Origin of the sequence: Streptosporangium sp. NPDC006007 (assembly GCF_040614315.1) — a bacterium.
In the GTDB taxonomy this organism is placed as follows: Bacteria; Actinomycetota; Actinomycetes; order Streptosporangiales; family Streptosporangiaceae; genus Streptosporangium.
Window position 1 is genome coordinate 116,346 of the sequence record NZ_JBEXUG010000006.1, and the last position, 17,992, is coordinate 134,337.

Annotated in this window: 6 protein-coding genes (1 of these 6 running past the window's edge); all 6 read right to left on the minus strand. The window is 72.4% G+C overall.

What is annotated here, in order from left to right:
- Window positions 1-1,622, minus strand: partial view of an SDR family oxidoreductase gene (locus tag ABZ194_RS07270; RefSeq protein ID WP_355593330.1) — the 5' portion only. 4,096 nt of this gene lie to the left of the window's left edge; only the first 1,622 of its 5,718 coding nucleotides appear in the window; its start codon is at window positions 1,620-1,622; its stop codon lies beyond the left edge, outside the window.
- On the minus strand, window positions 1,619-4,822 hold the full coding sequence (locus tag ABZ194_RS07275; protein WP_355593332.1) for an amino acid adenylation domain-containing protein: 3,204 nt from the start codon (window positions 4,820-4,822) through the stop codon (window positions 1,619-1,621). The genes ABZ194_RS07270 and ABZ194_RS07275 overlap by 4 nt, the downstream gene beginning before the upstream one ends.
- Window positions 4,819-11,187: an amino acid adenylation domain-containing protein gene (locus tag ABZ194_RS07280; protein ID WP_355593334.1), complete on the minus strand. Its 6,369-nt coding sequence runs from the start codon at window positions 11,185-11,187 to the stop codon at window positions 4,819-4,821. The genes ABZ194_RS07275 and ABZ194_RS07280 overlap by 4 nt, the downstream gene beginning before the upstream one ends.
- A gap of 798 nt (window positions 11,188-11,985) precedes the next feature.
- Window positions 11,986-15,237, minus strand: a complete 3,252-nt coding sequence (locus ABZ194_RS07285) for a condensation domain-containing protein (RefSeq protein ID WP_355593336.1) — start codon at window positions 15,235-15,237, stop codon at window positions 11,986-11,988.
- 53 nt (window positions 15,238-15,290) lie between these two features.
- Window positions 15,291-16,178: a hypothetical protein gene (locus tag ABZ194_RS07290; RefSeq protein WP_355593339.1), complete on the minus strand. Its 888-nt coding sequence runs from the start codon at window positions 16,176-16,178 to the stop codon at window positions 15,291-15,293.
- A 2-nt stretch (window positions 16,179-16,180) separates the two neighbouring features.
- On the minus strand, window positions 16,181-17,887 hold the full coding sequence (locus ABZ194_RS07295; RefSeq protein ID WP_355593341.1) for an ABC transporter ATP-binding protein: 1,707 nt from the start codon (window positions 17,885-17,887) through the stop codon (window positions 16,181-16,183).
- Window positions 17,888-17,992: the final 105 nt, after the last annotated feature.

A 17,992-nucleotide genomic window follows, 5' to 3' on the forward strand; every position in this document is an offset into this window, starting at 1 on the left:
TCCGCCATCCCGGGGTAGGCGGCGCCCTGGCCGGGGAACAGGAACACCACCGCACGGTCCGGGGACGCCGGCGGCCCGGCCGTGCCCGGCCGGTCCAGGGCGTCGATCGCGGCGGTCACGTCCCGGCACACGACCACCCGCCGATGCGGGAACGGCCGCCGGCCGGCAAGGGTGGCCGCCACGTCGGCCAGGTCCGCGTCCGGCTCGCGGCGCAGGTGCCCGGCGAGGTTCCGGGCGGAGTCGGCCAGTGCCTCCCGCGTGCGCGCGGACAGCACCAGCGGCTGGACCGGCCGGGGACGTCCCGCACGCGGTGGCGGCGGCGGCTGTTCGAGCACCACATGGGCGTTGGTGCCGCCGATCCCGAAGGAGCTGACGCCGGCCCGCCGAGGCAGGTCTCCCGGCTGCCACGGGCGCGTGGTGCCGGCGACGTGGAACGGGGTGGCGGCGAAGTCGATCCGCGGGTTGGGCGTGCGATAGTTCAGGCTGGCGGGGATGATCCCGTCCCGGACGGCGAGCACGGCCTTGATCAGCCCCGTCACCCCGGCGGCCGCGTCCAGGTGCCCGATGTTGGTCTTCACCGAGCCGAGCGCGCAGAACCCGGTCCGCCCGGTGCCGGCGCGGAACGCCCTCGTCAGCGCGGCCACCTCGATGGGGTCACCCAGGCTGGTGCCGGTTCCGTGCGCCTCGACGTAGCCGATGGTGTCCGCGCCGACCCCCGACACGGCGTGCGCCTCGACGATCACGGCAGCCTGTCCGTCGAGGCCCGGAGCGGTGTAGCCGACCTTGTTCGCGCCGTCGTTGTTGACCGCCGTACCGAGAATGAGGGCGTGCACCCGGTCCCGCTCGCGCACCGCGTCGGACAGCCGCTTCAGCAGCACCACTCCGACGCCGCTGCCGCCCACCGTACCACCGGCCGAGGCGTCGAAGGCCGCGCAACGGCCGTCGGGCGAGTAGATACCGTCCTCGGCGTAGACGTAGCCCTGGCCCTGCGGCACCTGGAGCGAGACCCCACCGGCCAACGCCATGTCGCACTCGAAGGACTGGAGGCTGTGGCAGGCCAGGTGGACGGCGACAAGCGAGGACGAGCAGGCCGAGCCGACCGCGTAACTCGGTCCTGTCAGGCCCAGCTTGTGCGAGACCGTGGTGGCGGCGAAGTCCTTGTCGTTGTGGATCAGCAGTGGAAAGCCGCCGACCAGCCGGGTGAGGCCGGTGTTGGGCAACAGGTTCCGCACCAGGTAGGAGCTGAGGCCTGCGGCGAGAAACACGCCTACCGGCTCGACGAGCGTCGCCGGGTCGTACCCCGCCGAGTCGAACGCGGCCCAGGCCGCCTCCAGGCAGAGCCGGTGCTGGGGGTCCATGATCTCGGCCTCACGCGGGGAGTAGCCGAAGAAGGCGGCGTCGAACCCGGCGATGTCGCTGAGCACCCCCTCCGCGCCGACGAAACGGGGGTCGTTGACCTGAGCCGGGTCCCGGCCCCGCGCCAGCAGTTCCTCGCGGCTGAACCGGGTGATGCCCTCCCGCCCGGCGCGGAGGTTCTCCCAGAAGGCGGCCACATCGTCCGCGCCGGGGAAACGACCGGCCAGGGAGATCACGGCGATCGGGTCGGTTTCGGGACCGGTCACGCCTCCGCCCCCCGTGCCGTCCGGCGGGCGGCGGCGCGCCGGCGCGCGCCACGCGACCGCGCCCGGACGGTGTCCTCGGTCTCGGACCTCCCCTGGCCGGTGTCCTGCCCGGCGAGGAATGCCGCGAGCGACGCGATCGTGGGAAACCGGAACAGGTCCACGAGGGCCGGTGCCGGCCGGACCCTCGTGGACAACGTGCGATGCAGCCGCAGCAGCGCCAGCGAGGTCCCGCCGATCTCGAAGACGCCGTCGTGCACGCCCACCCCGTCCAGGCCCAGGACCTCGCACCAGGCGTCGGCGATGACGCGTTCGAGGGTGGTGCGGGGCGCGACCCCGGAGCCCGGGGACGGCCGTTCCACACCGGCGATCCGGGCGAGCGCACCACGGTCGATCTTGCCGTTGCCGCTGTACGGCAGCGAATCCCGCACGACCAGTCGCACGGGCACCATCACCGAGGGCAGCCGCGACCGGAGCGCGGCCAGCAACTCCTCGGGCACCGTCGTGACCCCCGGGAGCGGGGTCACGAAGCCGACGAGCTGGAGGTCGGCCGCGCTCCGGCCGGTCGGGACGACCGCGGCCGCCCGCACTCGGCCGGTCTCGCGCAGCGCGGCCTCCACCTCGCCGAGCTCGACGCGGACACCGCGCATCTTGACCTGGTCGTCCGTGCGGCCCAGGAACACCAGCCGGCCGTCGTTCCCGCGTCGCGCGAGGTCGCCGGTGCGGTAGAGCCGCCGGGGGCCGTACGGGTCGGGCCGGAAGCCCTCGGCGGACGGCCCAGGCCGCCGCAGGTATCCGCGCGCGACCGTGGGGCCGCCGATGACCAGTTCGCCGACGACGCCGGCGGGCGCGGGCTCGCCGTTCTCCTCCGCGACCCACACGGCGGCGGGGCCTATCGCCGTGCCGATGGTGGGGCGCTCCTCGTCCTTGGCGGACACCACCGTGGCCGTGGCGTAGGTCGTGGCCTCCGAGGGACCGTAGAGGTTGCGGACGACCACCCGCGGCAGGCGTCCGTGGATCCCGCGGACCAGGTCGTGCGGGAGCGGCTCCCCGGCGAGGTTGACCGCGCGCAGCGACGCGGGAAGGGCGTCGGCGTCGAGCAGGGCCTCGGCGGCGGAGGGGACGGTGTTGAGCAGCGTCGCGTGGCGCGCCCAGGGAAGTTCCGGTACCCGCAGGGCGTTCTCGGCCAGCACCACGGTCCCGCCGGTGGTGAGCGGGCAGAACACCTCGAACACCGAGAGGTCGAAGCCGGCGGAGGTGGTGGCCAGGACCGCGGCGAGCTCGCCGGCGGTGAAGGTCTCACCGGCCCAGCCCAGGAAGGCGGCGACGCTGTCGTGCTGGATGGCCACGCCCTTCGGCCGTCCCGTCGAGCCGGAGGTGTAGAGCACGTACGCCAGGGCGGCCGGGTGGCCGGGAAGGCCCAGGTCGGTTGCGGCGTGCCCGGCCGGGAGCGGGTCGTCCGGCGCGATCCACGGCAGGCCGACGCCGTCCCGGAGCTCCGGCTCAGTGATCGCGAGGCGGGCTCCGGAGTCGGCGAGCATCCCGCGTACGCGCTCGGGCGGATGCGCGACGTCGACGGGAAGGTAGGCGGCGCCCGCCTTCAGCACCGCGAGCATCGCGACGACCAGGTCGATCCGCCGGCGCATCCGGATGGCCACGACGTCGTCCGGGCCGCATCCGCGGCGACGCAGTTCCCGCGCCAGCCGGTTGGCCCGGCAGTTCAGCGAACGGTAACTGATGTGCTCCTGCCCGCAGACCACGGCCAGCCGGTCGGGCCGCTCGCCGGCCACGCGCTCGACCAGGCGGTGGACCGGCTCGGTCGCCCCGTCCCCCGACGGCCGGGTGAACCGGGTCAGGCGACCGCGTTCGGCGTCGGGCAGCAGCGGCAACCCGCTGAGCCGGGTCTCCGGTCGCCGCACAGCCGCGTCGGCCAGCGTACGGAGGTGCCGGGCGAACGCGCGCAGCTCCGGTTCCCCGCAGTACCCCGGGTCGGCCTCGAAGGCCAGTTCGAGCCCTGTGGCGGACTCGGTGGCGGTGACGGTCAGCTCGTACTTGGCCGCGGCCGCCGGGACCGGCACGATCCGGCTCGTCACCCCGGGCAGGGTTGGGGGCTCCGGCCGCCGCTGGTAGGCGAACAGTATCTGAAACAGTGGGCTGACCTGGGGGTCGCGCGTCACGGCGAGCGCGTCGACGATCTCCTCCAACGGCGTCAGCTGATGCTCCAACGTGTCCAGAAGCGTGTCCCGGGTCCGGGCCAGCACCTCGCGAAACGTGGGGTCGCCGTCGAGCCGGAGCCGTAGCGGCAGGGTGTTGACGAGCATCCCGACCACACCGGACAGCGCCTCATGCCCGCGCAGCGCGACCGGTGAGCCGAGGACGACGTCCCGTTGCCCCGAGTATCGGGACACCAGGCAGGCCAACGCGGCCAGCAGCGTCGTGTAGTGGGTCGCGCCCTCCCGCCGGCACAGCCGGTCAACGACGTCCAGCTCGGTGACCGTCAGCCGGTCGACGACCAGCGCCGGCCTGCCGTCTCCAGGGGGCGCGGGGGTTCCGAACACCGCGGTGCGGGCCGGCGCGTCCCGCAACGCGGAACGCCAGAACTCCAGGTCGTCCTCGCCGAGGAGCTCACGCTCACGGCCGGCCACCTCGCCATAGCCCGGCGCGGGGTCCGGCAGCCCGTCCGGACGCCCCCGCCGGGCCGCCCGGTAGACGGCCTCCAGTTCGCCGCGGACCACCGCGAGCGACCCCCCGTCGAACACGATGTGGTGCGCGGAGAACACCAGGACGTGGTGGTCGGCCGTAAGGCGGAACAGGAGCCACGCGACGGGCGGCCCGGCCGCCGGCTCGAACGGCCGCGCGGCGGTGTCCCGCAGCCGGCGCTCAACCTCGGGCCGGGCGGCGCCGCCGAGCCCGGACAGGTCGACGAGGCGCAGCGGTGGGGCCGGGGCGTCGAACCACTGCCGTGGTTGGTCGTCCACCATGTCGAAGGTGGCGCGCAGGGCCTCGTGCCGCCGGCCGACGCGAAGGGCCGCGGCCCGCAGCGCGGTCACGTCCAGAGGTCCTGTCATCTCGATGGCCGTGCAGATGTTGTACGCCGCGCCGCCCGGCACGAGGTGGTTCAGGAACCACAGCCTTCGCTGAGCCGAGGTCAGGGGCGTTCCCCGGCCCCTGTCCCCGGTCTCGCCGCTCGCCGTCGTCGTCATGCGCGGCCGGCCCCGTCCCCGGCGGCGACGGCCCGCGCCCCGTCCCCGTCTCTGGCCCCGGCCCCGGCCAGCCGCGCCCGGTCCACCTCGGGGGCGAACTCCGCGATGGTGGGTGTCTGGAACAGGCATCGCACCGACAGCTTGGTGCCGAACATTCGATTGGTCGCCGCGGTGACCTGCATGGCGCGCAGCGACTCACCGCCGAGGTCGAAGAACCGGTCGGCGATGCCGACGCGGTCCAGCTTGAGCACGTTGGCCCAGATGGCGGCGAGCGCGTGCTCGGTCTCGGTGCGCGGGGGCCGGTAGTCACGGCCCCCCGTCAGCTCGGCGTGGGTCGGCTCCGGCAGCGACGCCCGGTCCACCTTGCCCGTCGCGGTGAGCGGGACGGCGTCGAGCACGACGCATGCGGAGGGCACCATGTACTTCGGCAGCCGATCGCGGACGTACCGCTGGAGCTCGGCCGGCTCCGGCCGTTGCCCCGGAGTGGGAAGCACGTACGCCACGAGCACCTGGTCCGAGGCGTTCTCCCCGCGTGCCATGACGACGGCGCGCCGAAGGGCGGGATGGGTCTCCAGCACCGCCTCGATCTCGCCCGGTTCGACCCGGAACCCGCGCACCTTGACCTGGTGGTCGGCCCGGCCGAGAAACTCCAGCTGTCCGCCGGGCAGGTACCGGCCGAGGTCACCGCTGACGTACCGGCGCGCGCCCGGTGAGCTCGGGTCCGGCCGGAAGCAGGCCGCGGTGTCGGCCGGGCGGGCCAGGTAGCCGCGGGTGATCCCGGCACCGCCGAGGTACAGCTCTCCGGACACGCCGATCGGCACCGGCCGGCCGTGCGGGTCGACCACGTCGACCCGGGTGTTGGCCACCGGCGAGCCTATGGGCAGCTGCGGGCGGTCCGGCGCCTGGGCGCCGGACCACATCGTGGTCCACACGGTCGCCTCGGTGGGCCCGTACTCGTTGGCGAGGACACCGCCGGGCAGCGCCGTCGCGCAGGCCCTCAGCAGGGTGGTGGGACACGGCTCCCCAGCCGCGATCAGCACGCGCAGCGAGGAGAGTTCTCCCGCGCCGGCCTGTTCCATGACGGGCGCGAGCAGCGACGGGATGCCCAGCGTGTGCGTGGGCCGGTTCCGGGCGATGGTCTCCACGAGCCCGGCGGGCTCCGTCTGCAGACCCTCCCGGGGCAACACCAGGGTCCCGCCCCGGGTGAGGGGCCAGAAGATGCCGGCGACCGAGCTGTCGAAGGCGAAGGAGGACAGCAGCAGGAACCGCTCGGCCTCGCCGCCGTAGGACACGGCGCGGGCGGCGAGCGAGGCGACGACGTTGCGGTGCTCGACCACGACTCCCTTCGGCTGTCCCGTGGAGCCCGAGGTGAACATGACGTAGGCCGGGTTCGCGGGTACGGCACCGCTGGCCGGGTCGCTGTCCGGCTGGTCCGCGGCGACCCCGATCCCCGGGTCAACGGCGATCGCGCCGGGCCCGTCCGGGACACGGGACGCCAGATGCCGCTGGACGAGCACCAGCCCGGCACCGCCGGCCGTCACGAGCGCGTTGATCCGCTCATCCGGTTGGCCGGGCTCCAGCGGCAGGTAGGCGCCGCCGGCCTTGAGCACCGCGAGCAGGGACACGATCTGCTCGACGGAGCGCTCGGCGAGCACCCCGACGGTCGTCTCCGGGCGGACTCCGTGCCGTCGGAGCATGTGCGCGAGCCGGTTGGCCCGCCGGTTCAGCTCCCGGTAGGTGAGCATCGCCGTGTCGAGCTGCACCGCCACGGCGTCCGGGCGGGTGGCGGCCTGCTCCTCGATCAGCTCGTGCAGGCAGCGGCCGGTGACCCGCGCGACGGGACCGGACACGAACGAGGCGAGCGACTCCCGGTCGCGGTCCGACAGCAGCGCCTGGGTGTCGTAGCGGGCGCCGGGGTCGGTGACCATCGCCTCCATGACCCGCACGTAGCAGTCGCGGACGCCGTCCATCAGCTCGGCGGAGAACTGCAGGCTGTCGTACTCGATGCGGACCTCCAGGTGGCCGGTCTCCCGGTTCAGCCGGAAGATCCCGCAGAACGGGAAGGTCGACTCGCCGTACAGCTCGTCGGCCACGTGCTCGACGCCGCGGTCCTTCCACCGGTCCAGTACGCCGAACACGTGGTAGTTGGTGAAGAAGAACAACGCCTCGGCCAGCGGTTCGTTGCCCTGGTGGCGTTTCAGCTCGGCCATGGGCAGCCGCCGATAGGGCAGGGAGGCCCGCTCGGACTCCAGGGTGGCGAGGATGAGGTCGCGCCAGCTCCCGCCGGTCATCCGCACCCGCAACGCCAGGCTGTTGACGAACAACCCGATCGCGGTGCTTCCGTCCGCGGTCTCGGGCCGGCCGTTGGTGACGGTGTAGGTCAACGTGTCGGTGTGGCCGCCGTAGGTGGACATGACGGCCATGTGGGCGGCCATGAGAGCGGTCTTGAGCGGGACGGCGTTGGCGAGGGCCAGCCCCTTGAGCCGGTCCGAGAGCTCGACCGGGACGGGGATCTCGATCCGCACGATCTGCCGGTCGCCCTTGTCCGCCCGGGGGCCCGCGTCCATCCGGGGCAGCCGCATCAACGTCGCGTCGGCCAGGTAGGAGTCCCAGAACTCGTGGTTTCGCCGGTCCTCCAGAGCGGCCAGCTCCAGCGCGACCGCGTCCCGCATCGTCGACGTGGGCGGCCGGATCGCGACTGGCTCGTCAAAGACGATCGAGAAGTAGTGGCTGAACAGCTCGGCGATCATCAACGCCTCGCTCCAGCCGTCCACGATCTCGTGGTGGAAGCCGTAGGTGAACTGGAAGACGTCGTCGGCGACCCGGTGCACCGTGAACCGGATCAGCGGGTACTCGTCCAGGTCGAAGCCGCGCTCCTTCTCCCGCTCGATCCACCGGCCGATACGGGCGTCCTGCTCCTCGGGCGCCGTCTCGCGCAGGTCCTCGTGGCGCAGCGGAGTCTCGAAGACGCCGTGCACGAGCTGAAGCGGCCGGCTGAAGGTGGACATGTCAAACGAGGTGCGCAGCATGGGGTGCCGCTCCAGGAGCTGGCGAACCACCACGCGCATCACGTCCAGGTCGAACGGGGCACGCAGCCGCACCGACGCGATCGCGTGGTACACCGCCGACTTCGCGGCGAAGTCGCGGTGGAAGATCATGCCTTCCTGTAACAGGTTCAACGGGAAGGCGTCCTCCACCTCGGCCGGCATCCGCGTCCGGTCCTCCTCGCGCACCAGCGCGAAGGGCTCGGTGCGGGGCGGTCCCTCGGGTTCCTCCCGCGCGTCCAGGTACGCCGCGCACTGTCGCACGGTGGGCAGCCGGTGCAGGTCGGCGACGGTGACATCGACGCCGCCGGCCTGTGCCCGGCTGGCGATCATGACGCTGCGGATGGAGTCGCCGCCGACCGCGAAGTAGTTGTCGTCGATGCCGACGCGGTCCAGGCCGAGCACGGTCGCCGCGGCGGCGGCCAGAATCTCCTCGGTGGCGGTTCGCGGCGGCACATAGTCGGCGGCGACGGCGGTGTGACCGGCCGGTTTGGGGAGCGCGGCACGGTCGAGCTTGCCGTTGGCGGTCACCGGCAGCTCGTCGAGTACCACGAACGCGGCCGGAACCAGGTGGTCGGGCAGGTGTCTCCGGCAGTGCTCGGCGAACCCGGCGGGGCCGGCCGCCGCCGCCCCGTCCGCGGGTACGACGTAGGCGACCAGCATCAGCTCGCCGGCCAGCGGCGAGGAGCGGCCCGGATCCTCGTCCCGATGGGCCACCACCACCGCCTCGCCCACCGCCACGTGCCGCCTCAGCACGTTCTCGACCTCGGCGGGCTCGATGCGGACGCCGCGGATCTTCACCTGGTCGTCGACCCGGCCCAGGTATTCGAGGGTGCCGTCCGGCCGCCGGCGGGCGAGATCGCCGGTGCGGTACAGCGTCCCGTCTCCGAAGGGGCTGGGCAGGAAACGGCTCTCGGTCGGCTCCGGGCGGTCGAGGTAGCCGAGGGCGACGCCGGCCCCGCCGAGGTAGACCTCACCGACCACGCCGTCGGCCACCGGCTGCCGCCTCGGGTCGAGCAGGTACGCCTGAGTGTTGGCGATCGGGGTGCCGATGGGGACCGGCCCCGAGCGTGGGGTGCTCTCGTCGACGACATGGGCGACGCTGCCGACCACCGTCTCGGTGGGGCCGTACTCGTTCACCACCCGTGTGCCGGCCGCGCGGAACGGCTCGACACTCTCGGCGCGGAGCGCCTCGCCGCCGACGACGAGGGTGCGGACGGCGCCCGCGACCTCGGCGGGCCCCAGCAACTGGTTGACCACGTCGAGGTGGGTCGGAGTCAGCTTGACCAGGGTGAGGTCGCGACATGAGCGCACCGCCGCCACCAGCCCGACCACCCCGGCCTCCTCGGGCAGCAGGATCACCCGCTGCCCGACCAGCAGCGGCCCCAGCAGCGCGGTCAGTGTGAGGTCGAAGCTGATGGAGGAGTGCACCACCGCCCCGGTCCCCTCCCGCAACCGATAGGCCTCGGCACACCAGCGCAGGTAGTTGGCCAGGCCCCGGTGTGTCACCCGGACACCGTTGGGGACCCCGGTGGTGCCGGAGGTGTACATGACGTAGGCCAGATCGGACGGACCCGCCTCCACCGCCGGCGGGGCGTCCTGCCCGGTGCCGGCCTCCTCCTCCTCGTCAAGGGCCAGGACGGCCGCCTCGCACGCCCCCAGCCGGCCGCGCGACTCACGGCTGGTGAGAAGCACCGGGGCCGCGGTCTCCTCCAGTACGAACTCCAGCCGTCGCACCGGATAGGCGATGTCCACGGGCACGAACGCGGCGCCCGCCTTGAGCACACCGAGGATGCCGACGAGCAGTTCCGCCGACCGTCCGAGGGAGACGACGACCCGGTCCCCCCGGCGCACCCCGAGCCCGGCCAGCCGGCGCGCGAGCCGGTCGGCTCGGGCGTCGAGCTCGGAGTAGGTGGTGCCGGTGCCGTCGGCGACCACGGCCACCGCGTCCGGGGTCCGCCGTGCCTGCGCCGCGAATGCCCGGTGCACCGGGGTTTCCGGATGGTCGACGGCCGGTCCCCGTCCGGACGCGAGCACGCGCTTGCGCTCATCGCCGGACAGCATGCCGATTTCGCCGATCGGAGTGTCCGGGTCCGTCAGTACGTTCCGCAACAGGATGACGAAGCACTCCGCGACGCGCGCGGCGTACGCCCGGCGCACCCGCCCATCGTCGTAGCCGACGTCGAGGGTGAGCCGGTTCTCACCGAGAACGCAGGTCAAACGGAGCGCGGCGTCGGCGGTCGCGGCTTCGAGCACCGGAACGAAGGTGACCCCGCCGGATTCGAGCGGCTCCGGTGAGTCCACGGAGTCGAACGCGAAGAACGGATCCGCCGGCTTCCCGGCGCGGCCGACCGGCCTGCCCGGATCGAGGTGGTCGATCCGCTCCGTCCATTCGGCGCGCCGACGCCCGCTCTCCGCCAGCAGCTCCCGGAACGGGGTGCCGGGGGTGAACCGGCAGGCGACGGGAACCTCCCGCTCGAACGCCCCGACCGCGTCACACAGGCTGGGGTAGGAGCGCCCGGAGGCGACGCCGGCGACCAGCACGTCGCGCTCCCCGCAGAACCGCCAGGCGAGGACCTCGAACAGGGCGGCGAGCACGGCCTGCGGGGTACTGGACCAGGCGGCCGCGCACTCCGTGAGCCGTGTCGGCAGCTCCGGGTCCACCGTGTCCCGGTGCGACCGCCACCTCCCGGCGCCGGTTTCCGTCTCCACCACCCCGGGCACCGGATCGAACAGCTCAGGGGTGAGGTGCGCCGCCCAGGCCGCTCGCTCCGCCGTACCGTCCTCGGCGCTCAGCAACTCGTCGTGCCAGGCGGCGAAGTCCGCGTACTGCATCGGGGGTTCCCGCTCCGGCACCGCGTCGTCCGCCCGGTAGGCGGAGGCGATCTCCGCCAGCACCGACCGCAGGGAGCGGCGGTCACCGACCAGGGCGTGGGCGCTGAGGACAAGGAACGACCGGTCCGGGGCGATGCTCGCCATCGCGGCCCGGAAGGCCGGTCCTTCGACGGGATCGAGGCCGGTGCGCTCGTCGTGGCAGAGCGCGTCGAGGGAGATGCCGGGTGACTCCGCGACACGCAACGGCGAGGGCCCGGGCTCGTTGATCACCTGCAGCGGGGCCGCGCGTCCGGCCGGACCGACGAAGCCGGTGCGCAGGGACTCGTGCCGGGCCACAACGGCTCGCACCGCGGCGGCGAGCCGCGCGACGTCGACCCGCCCTTCCACGCGGATCCCGAGCTGCGCGTACCGCTGCTCGCGGCCATCGAGCCGACGCGCCCATCGATGGCGCTGCAGCGGGGAGACCCGATACCCGGCATTCGCCATTTCAGACACTGTCTGCCTCCCCAGCACAGTGGTCCGCCAGGACCCTTTTGTGATGTTCTACAGAATTTGTCGATTCAATGGTGTACGAGCGATGCCGGCGGCTGCAGGACGGTCGCGGGGCGGCCGTGAACCGCTCTCCCGCCCAGGCCCGGCCGGAAGAACGGCCGCCACCCCGGAATGGCCGTCATCCTTACGCAAGAGCCGGCTGCTGCTTTGAATAGCTGTCGCCTCCCGATAGGATCGACTATCGCCTCAAATAGCAACTTCCTCCCACACCAGGTTTCGCTGACGGCACGGGAACCTCACATTGGCAACAGAATCATATCAACAGATCTCCAGAAAACACTATGGCCATCCTCAATATTTCGTGACCTTCATGTGATAGTTGAAGAATCTACATTCAGGTCGGATTCCGGTCGGCCGGAGCGGCCGTCCCACACCGGATCCGACCCCCGGCGACGTCGCGTATCGGCAGGCCGGAGCCGGTTTCCCCGGTGGTCCGGATACGGCCTCCGTATACGGCGCGGCGCCGGCGGCACAACGCGGAGGCGGCCGATTGCCCGCCGGGAGTTTTGGGGACGAAACAGGTAAAGCGGTGCTCGCCCGCACCGGTGAAGCGCGGTTACACGCCGGAGCGGGGACGTTCCTCACCGATGAGGACGCACATTTTTGGGCCGGCCGCCCAGGCTGAACGTGCCGGCGATCTCGTGGACCCGGACATCGGGCCGTCCCCGGCCTCCCGCATTATAGGTCGGGATCCAAACATTTTTGGGCAGGACCAGAATGGCGCACTACAATTCACCGCGAAAGCCCGCGGCTAAACAGATCAATCAACTCGGCCAATTCGATCAGCCGCGGCGCGGCCAGGAAGTCGCCAAGCGGCACCGCTACCCCCCACTCCCCAGCGACGGCGTGCAGCAACCGAACGGCGTGCCCGGGAGTGCCGCCGGCCCGGAAGAAGTGGTCGGCGCGACGGACCTCCTCGACCTCAAGCACCCCGGCCCACAACGCGGCCAGCCGCCGCTCGGTCGCCGTGTGAGGAGGAGCCTGGCCCGCCGGCAGGAGCGCGGCGTCGTCCGGTCCGGGGAGCGATGCCGGCGGATCCCCGCCCGCGTCACGAAAGGCGCGTACCCGTGCGAGCCGATCCGGCGGCACCCAGACCAGAACCTGCGGCACATGGCCGCGGGGGAGCCTGTCTCGCATATGCTCCCGGACCTCCTCCTCCGTCGGCGTCCGGTTGCCGGCCATCCAGGCGACGAGCGTCGGCGCCGCCATACCGAAGGAGTTGGGCCAGAGTCCGGCGGTGACGACCGCCGCCGAGACGGCGGGCAACTCGGCCAGCGCCCGCTCAAGCGCCTCCGTTTCCAGTAGGCGACCACCCAGAGACACGTATCCGGCGACGGGGCCGGAAAGCTCAAGAGCACCCTGGGTCGTGCGGAGCCCGCGATGGGTGCTCCGATGACGCCGGGTACCCCTCCCCGCCGGGTCCGGGCCGAACCGCTCCGCGGTCACCCTCGGACCGTCCAGGTAGCAGAGCCCGGCCACGGGTGCGGCCAGCGCGCCGCCGACGCCGGTGGGTGCCGGGAGGCCTGCCTGATCGACGACGGACACCGCGCGTCCGGCGGCGGGCACGCCCAGATTCCCCACCCCGCGCTCCACCCCCGCCTCCGCGTCGAGCCGGGCCACGGTCAGCGTCTCACCGACCTCCGGCCAGCCGTGTCTTCCCCACACCCGGAAACCGGCCGCGGCGAGCTCGGCGACCGGGCGCGCCGGCACCGGCGCCGGGCCGCACCACACGTCGATGCCGGCCTCGGTACGGATACCGGCTGCCGGCAGTTGCCGCCACCGCTCCGGTTCGGCCTGGATCACAGTGATCTGCTCTGATGTGCTCCATATGCCGGTATCACCTGGTCTGTCGTGAGGGAACACCAGGGTGGCGCCCGAAAGGAGCGCCAAGGCGACGGCCGCGGCCGTCCCGCCCCGATCGTCCAGCAGAGCGATCCGGCTCCCCGGCCCGAGGCGGGCCGCGTCCGTGAAGGCGACGGCCTCGGCCACCAGCGCGCGATGGGGCAGAACAACCCACTGATCATCCACTTCGGAGGGTTCCACGGCCGCGGCCAGCTCCGGATGCGTCGTCGCCCTGACCGGCGCCGGCGACTTCGCGGCCCCAGCCGCGAAGTCAACCGTGTTCCGCGCGGAGACGCCCCACGCGCCGGCGGACGTTCCGCCGGTGATGGCGGTGGGCGTGCCGAGCGCGGAGACCAGCCGCTGGAAACGGCCGGGGCTCCACCGCGGACCGGCGCCGTCGACCGGGACCCCACCGGCCAGAAGCACGGCGGTCGCCGCCACGATCCGATCCTGCCGGTCGTCGAGCAGCACCAGCACCGGCCGCCCCGGCGGTTGCGACCGCGTGCTCAGCAGGGCCGCCACCGCCCGGGCCCGGCGGGCCAGGCCGTCGAACGACAGCTGACGGCCGGCGTGGCTGATCGCGACGGCGTCGGGCGTGCGGGCGAGCCGCCGCGACAGCAGCCCGGCGACGGTTCCCTCCCCGGGGACACGAGGTTCCGCCGCCGCCCGCGCCGGCGCCCTCTCCCCGTCGATCAGGATGTCGAGCCGGGAGAGGCGGATGCCGGGATCACGGACAACCTGTTCGAGCACCCGCCGGTACCGCTGCGCCCACCGCTGCCCGGCGGCCGTCTCGAACAGGCGGCTGCTGAGCGTCAGATCAAGCTGAATCGCTCCCGAGCCGTAGTCATAGGCTTCGAGGAAGAGGTCCGCGGTCCACAGCACACTCTCGTCGAGCTCCGGGACCTCTATCCCGAAGCCTCCCACCGTGATCTCGGGCGACAGTTCGAGCACGGCCGGTGGCGTGTTGTGCATGCTGAACCCGACCTGTTTGAGGGGATGGGGGCGCAGTGCCCGCTCCGGATCCACCCCCGCCACCAGGCAGGGGAACGGCAGACGTTGATGGTCGTGGGCGCGGAAGCACTCATCGCGCGTCCTGGCCAGGAGATCCCGGAAGGTGGGGTCGCCGGAGCAGTCCCCGACCACGACAAGGTAGTCGGAGAAGCAGCCGACCACGCGTTGCGCGGCGGGTGACCTGCGGGCGGCCGACGACGAGTAGGTCACCGGGCGTTCAACCGAACAGTAGCGCGCGAGCAGGGCGTGGAAGGCCGCGAGCATCGTGACGAACAGGGTCACCCCCCGGCGGCGGCTGAACTCCCGCAACCGGTCGCCGAGCCCGGAGTCCAGCCTGGTCATCACGTAGAAGCAGGCCAGGTCGTGCCCGTCCGGGCGAGGATGGTCGGCCGGTAACGGCACGGGGACGACCCCCGCCAGCCGGCGCCGCCAGCGCCGCAGCTCCGACGACGTCCGGTCCGCGGTCCAGTAGGCGCGCTCCCGCACGCCGTGGTCGGCCTGCTGAGACCGGGCCGGAGGCGGTTTCGCCGGCCGTCCCGTGGACGACGCCTCGTAGCAGGTACGCAGGTCGCCGGTGAGAAGGGACATCGACCACAGGTCGGCCGCCAAGTGCGAGATGCAGAGCAGCAGCCCGTGGTCGGCCGGGTCCAGCCGGAGCAGGGCCACCCGCACCGGCGGCGCGCCGGCCGGGTCGAATCTGTGGCCGACCGCCTCGGCCTCGATCCGCAGCACCTCCGCCCGCCGCGCCTCCGGATCCAGACCGCCCAGGTCGACGAGTGGTGGAACGGCGACGCCGGGTGGCTCGAAGACCTGGACCGGCTCCCCCGCCTCAAACGGGAACCGGGTACGGAGGCTCTCGTGTCGCCCGATCACGTCGCGCACCGCGAAGAGCAGGGCGACAGGGCGCAGCGGGCCGGTAAGCCGTGGCAGGAGCGGCAGATTCCCGGTATTGCCCTCGGCCTCCCAGTGGAACACCCACTCCGCCTCCTGCCGGATGGACAGCGGCAGTGGCCGATCCCGGGGCGCCGCCGGCGGTTCCGTGCCCCCGGGAGGCAACACTGCTGGACGGCCGGCCCCCTTGAGCCGGGACCACATTCGCCGTATCCGACCGCCCAACGCCGTCGCTCCCATCGTGTCTCGGTTGTTCCAGCCGGCAACGGTGCCCGGTCACGCCCCTCCGGCGGTCACCGCGCGCCGCGGATCTCGGGGATCTCCGGGCACGACCTGCCCTCCCACAGTTGCAGCCGCTTGGCCGCCGGAAGCAGTACACGCCGCGGCAACGCCCGCAACAGGTGGGTTACGAGCGCCGCGCGCCTTGAGGTCAGGATCGACACGCGCAGCAGGTCGTCCCGCCTCGCCTGGTCCATCGCGTCGAACATCTCGGCCAGCAGGCTGGTCTGGAGCTCCCGCAGCCGTTGCGGGGCCAGCTCCGGGCCGTGCAGGCGAACGTGCAGGTCGAGGATGTTGAAAGTCCCCTCGGTGACATCCGACGTGTAGGAGACCAGGTCGTCGTCGAGTTCCCACAGCACCAGCCAGGGCCGCAGCAGTGTGAGCAGCCCCTCGCAGTCCGTCTCGGCCAGCTTGGCCAGGACGCGGATCAACATGACGGCGTCGGAGGATCGCAGCCGGCAGGCCGTCCGCAGAAGGTCGGGCGTCAGGGGGACTTGGCGCAGCACGATCCGGCTCTCCAGCACGCCGTAGCGCTCCAGATCGTCCAGACCCTCCTTGATCGTGTCGTCATACAGCCCGTGACCACGGAACAACCGTTCCAGTTCCCCTTTGAACAGGGCGGTGGAAACCTCGCACGATCCCCGCCGCTGCGCCTCCTCGTACGCCAGGTCGCCCTTGTAGACGAGCGCGGCGAAATACAGCAGCAGGGGTTGAACCCGGTACATGTCCTGCCGGCTGATGCCCAGCGCCCGCCAGCACCCGGGCGGATAGGCGGACAGCAGCCGCCCGCCCTTCACCAGCTCCCTGTAGGAGATGGTCGGCTCGTGCCAGGACGGCTGCGCGCCCGGGCCGTGTACGGGGTCGTACAGGCGCGCGAATCCGCCGGGGTGACGATGGGTCATTTCTACCTCCGACGATCGTGGGCCGAGGCGGACGGGGGAACGGCCAGCAGTTCCTGGTACATCGCGTCGGAGGACAGCAACTCGTCATGCGTTCCCAGAGCACGGATCCGCCCCTCGTCGAGCAACGCGACCTGGTCGGCCAGACGCGCGACCGCCACGCGGTGGGTGACCGCCAGCACCACCCGGTGCGCGGCCTGTTCGACGATGGCGCTCAGCAGGATCCGTTCGCTCCGGGCGTCGAGCTGGCTGGTGGCCTCGTCCAGCAGCAACACCTCGGGGCCGCGGAGCAGGGCGCGGGCGACGGCGAGTCGTTGCCGTTGACCGCCGGAGATCGCCACCCCGCGCTCGCCGACCGGGGTGTCCAGACCGAACGGCAGGGCGTCGGCCCAGGACCACAGGCCGACGGTCCGCAACGCGCCGGCCACGTCCGCCCGGTCCGGATCGGGAACGCCGTAGCGCACCGCCTCCCCGATGGTGCCGCCGAGGAGCGGGGCGTCCTGCTGGACATAGCCGAGCCTGCGCCGCAGGTCGTCCCGGTCAAGATCGCGGAGGTCGACCCCGTCGAGCGAGACGCGCCCGCGCTCCACGTCGGCGAAGCGTTCGACCAGGCTGAGCACCGTCGTCTTCCCGGTACCCGATGGGCCGACCAGCACGGTGAGTCCACGGTGAACGTCCATGGTGACGCCCCGCAGGATCGGCCGGCCGTCGTAGCCGAACCACACATCCTCCAACTGGAGCACGACCTCCCGGCGACGGCCGTCCAGGCCGTTCCGGACGCCGACGGCCGCCGGACGGTCGCCGGCCTCGGGGGGCAGAAGCTCCAGCTCCCGCACACGGCGTACCGCCGCCAGCCCCTCGGCGAACGAGGAGCCGACCATGGCCAGCGTCTCCACCGGTCCCCGCAGATACACCACGTAGAGCAGGAACGCGATCAGGTCGCTCAACGTCAGGGCGCCCGCGGTCGTACGTGCCGTACCGGCCAGCAGGACCACGATAAAGGAGAACTCGATGCCCGTGACCGCGATGACCTCGACCGTGGCCTCGGCACGCCCGGCACGGATCGCGGCCCGGTAGGACGATTCCGCCGCCTCGCGGGCCAGCCGCCGCTCGTGCTCCTCCGTACCGGACGCCTTGACGGTGCGGAAGGCGACCAGTGCCCGCTGCAACACGCTGGTGAGAGCGCCGAGGTGGCTCTGGGCCTCCTCGCTGGCCTCGCCGACCCGGCCCAGCGCCCACGTCGCGGCCACCGCCGACAGGCCGAACAGTGTGACCACGGTCGCCAGGAGGACCAGGTCGATGCCGGCCATCACCAGCACCGCGGCCATGATGGTCAGCGGTGCGGCCGCACCGTGCACCAGCATGCCGGTGACGGTGTGCCGTAGCACCGTCGTGTCGCTGCCGACCCTCGACAGGAAGTCTCCGACCGGCCGGCGCTCCACGATGGACACCGGGGCGCCGAGGATCCGCCGGACCAGCCGGTGCCGCACGTTCAACACGATCCGCTGGCCGAAACGCTCCAGCAGGTAGGTGGACAGCCAGGTGAGCACCAGTCCGGTTACCGAGATCCCGACGAGCAGGACCACCGGTCCGGCCAGGCTCTCCCGCGTCCCCAGGCCGTCCACCGCCGCACGGACCACCAGCGGCTGGGCAAGCGCCGCGCCGTTGGACACGAGTTCCAGGAGCAACAACCCCGTCAGTGTGCCGCGCATCCCACGGGTGTAGGACCACAGCGCGCGTATGGAACCGGCGCCGTCACGTCGGCCGTTCACCCTTGTCGCCTCTGTCTCCTCACTCACCGGCTGCGCCGTCCAGGT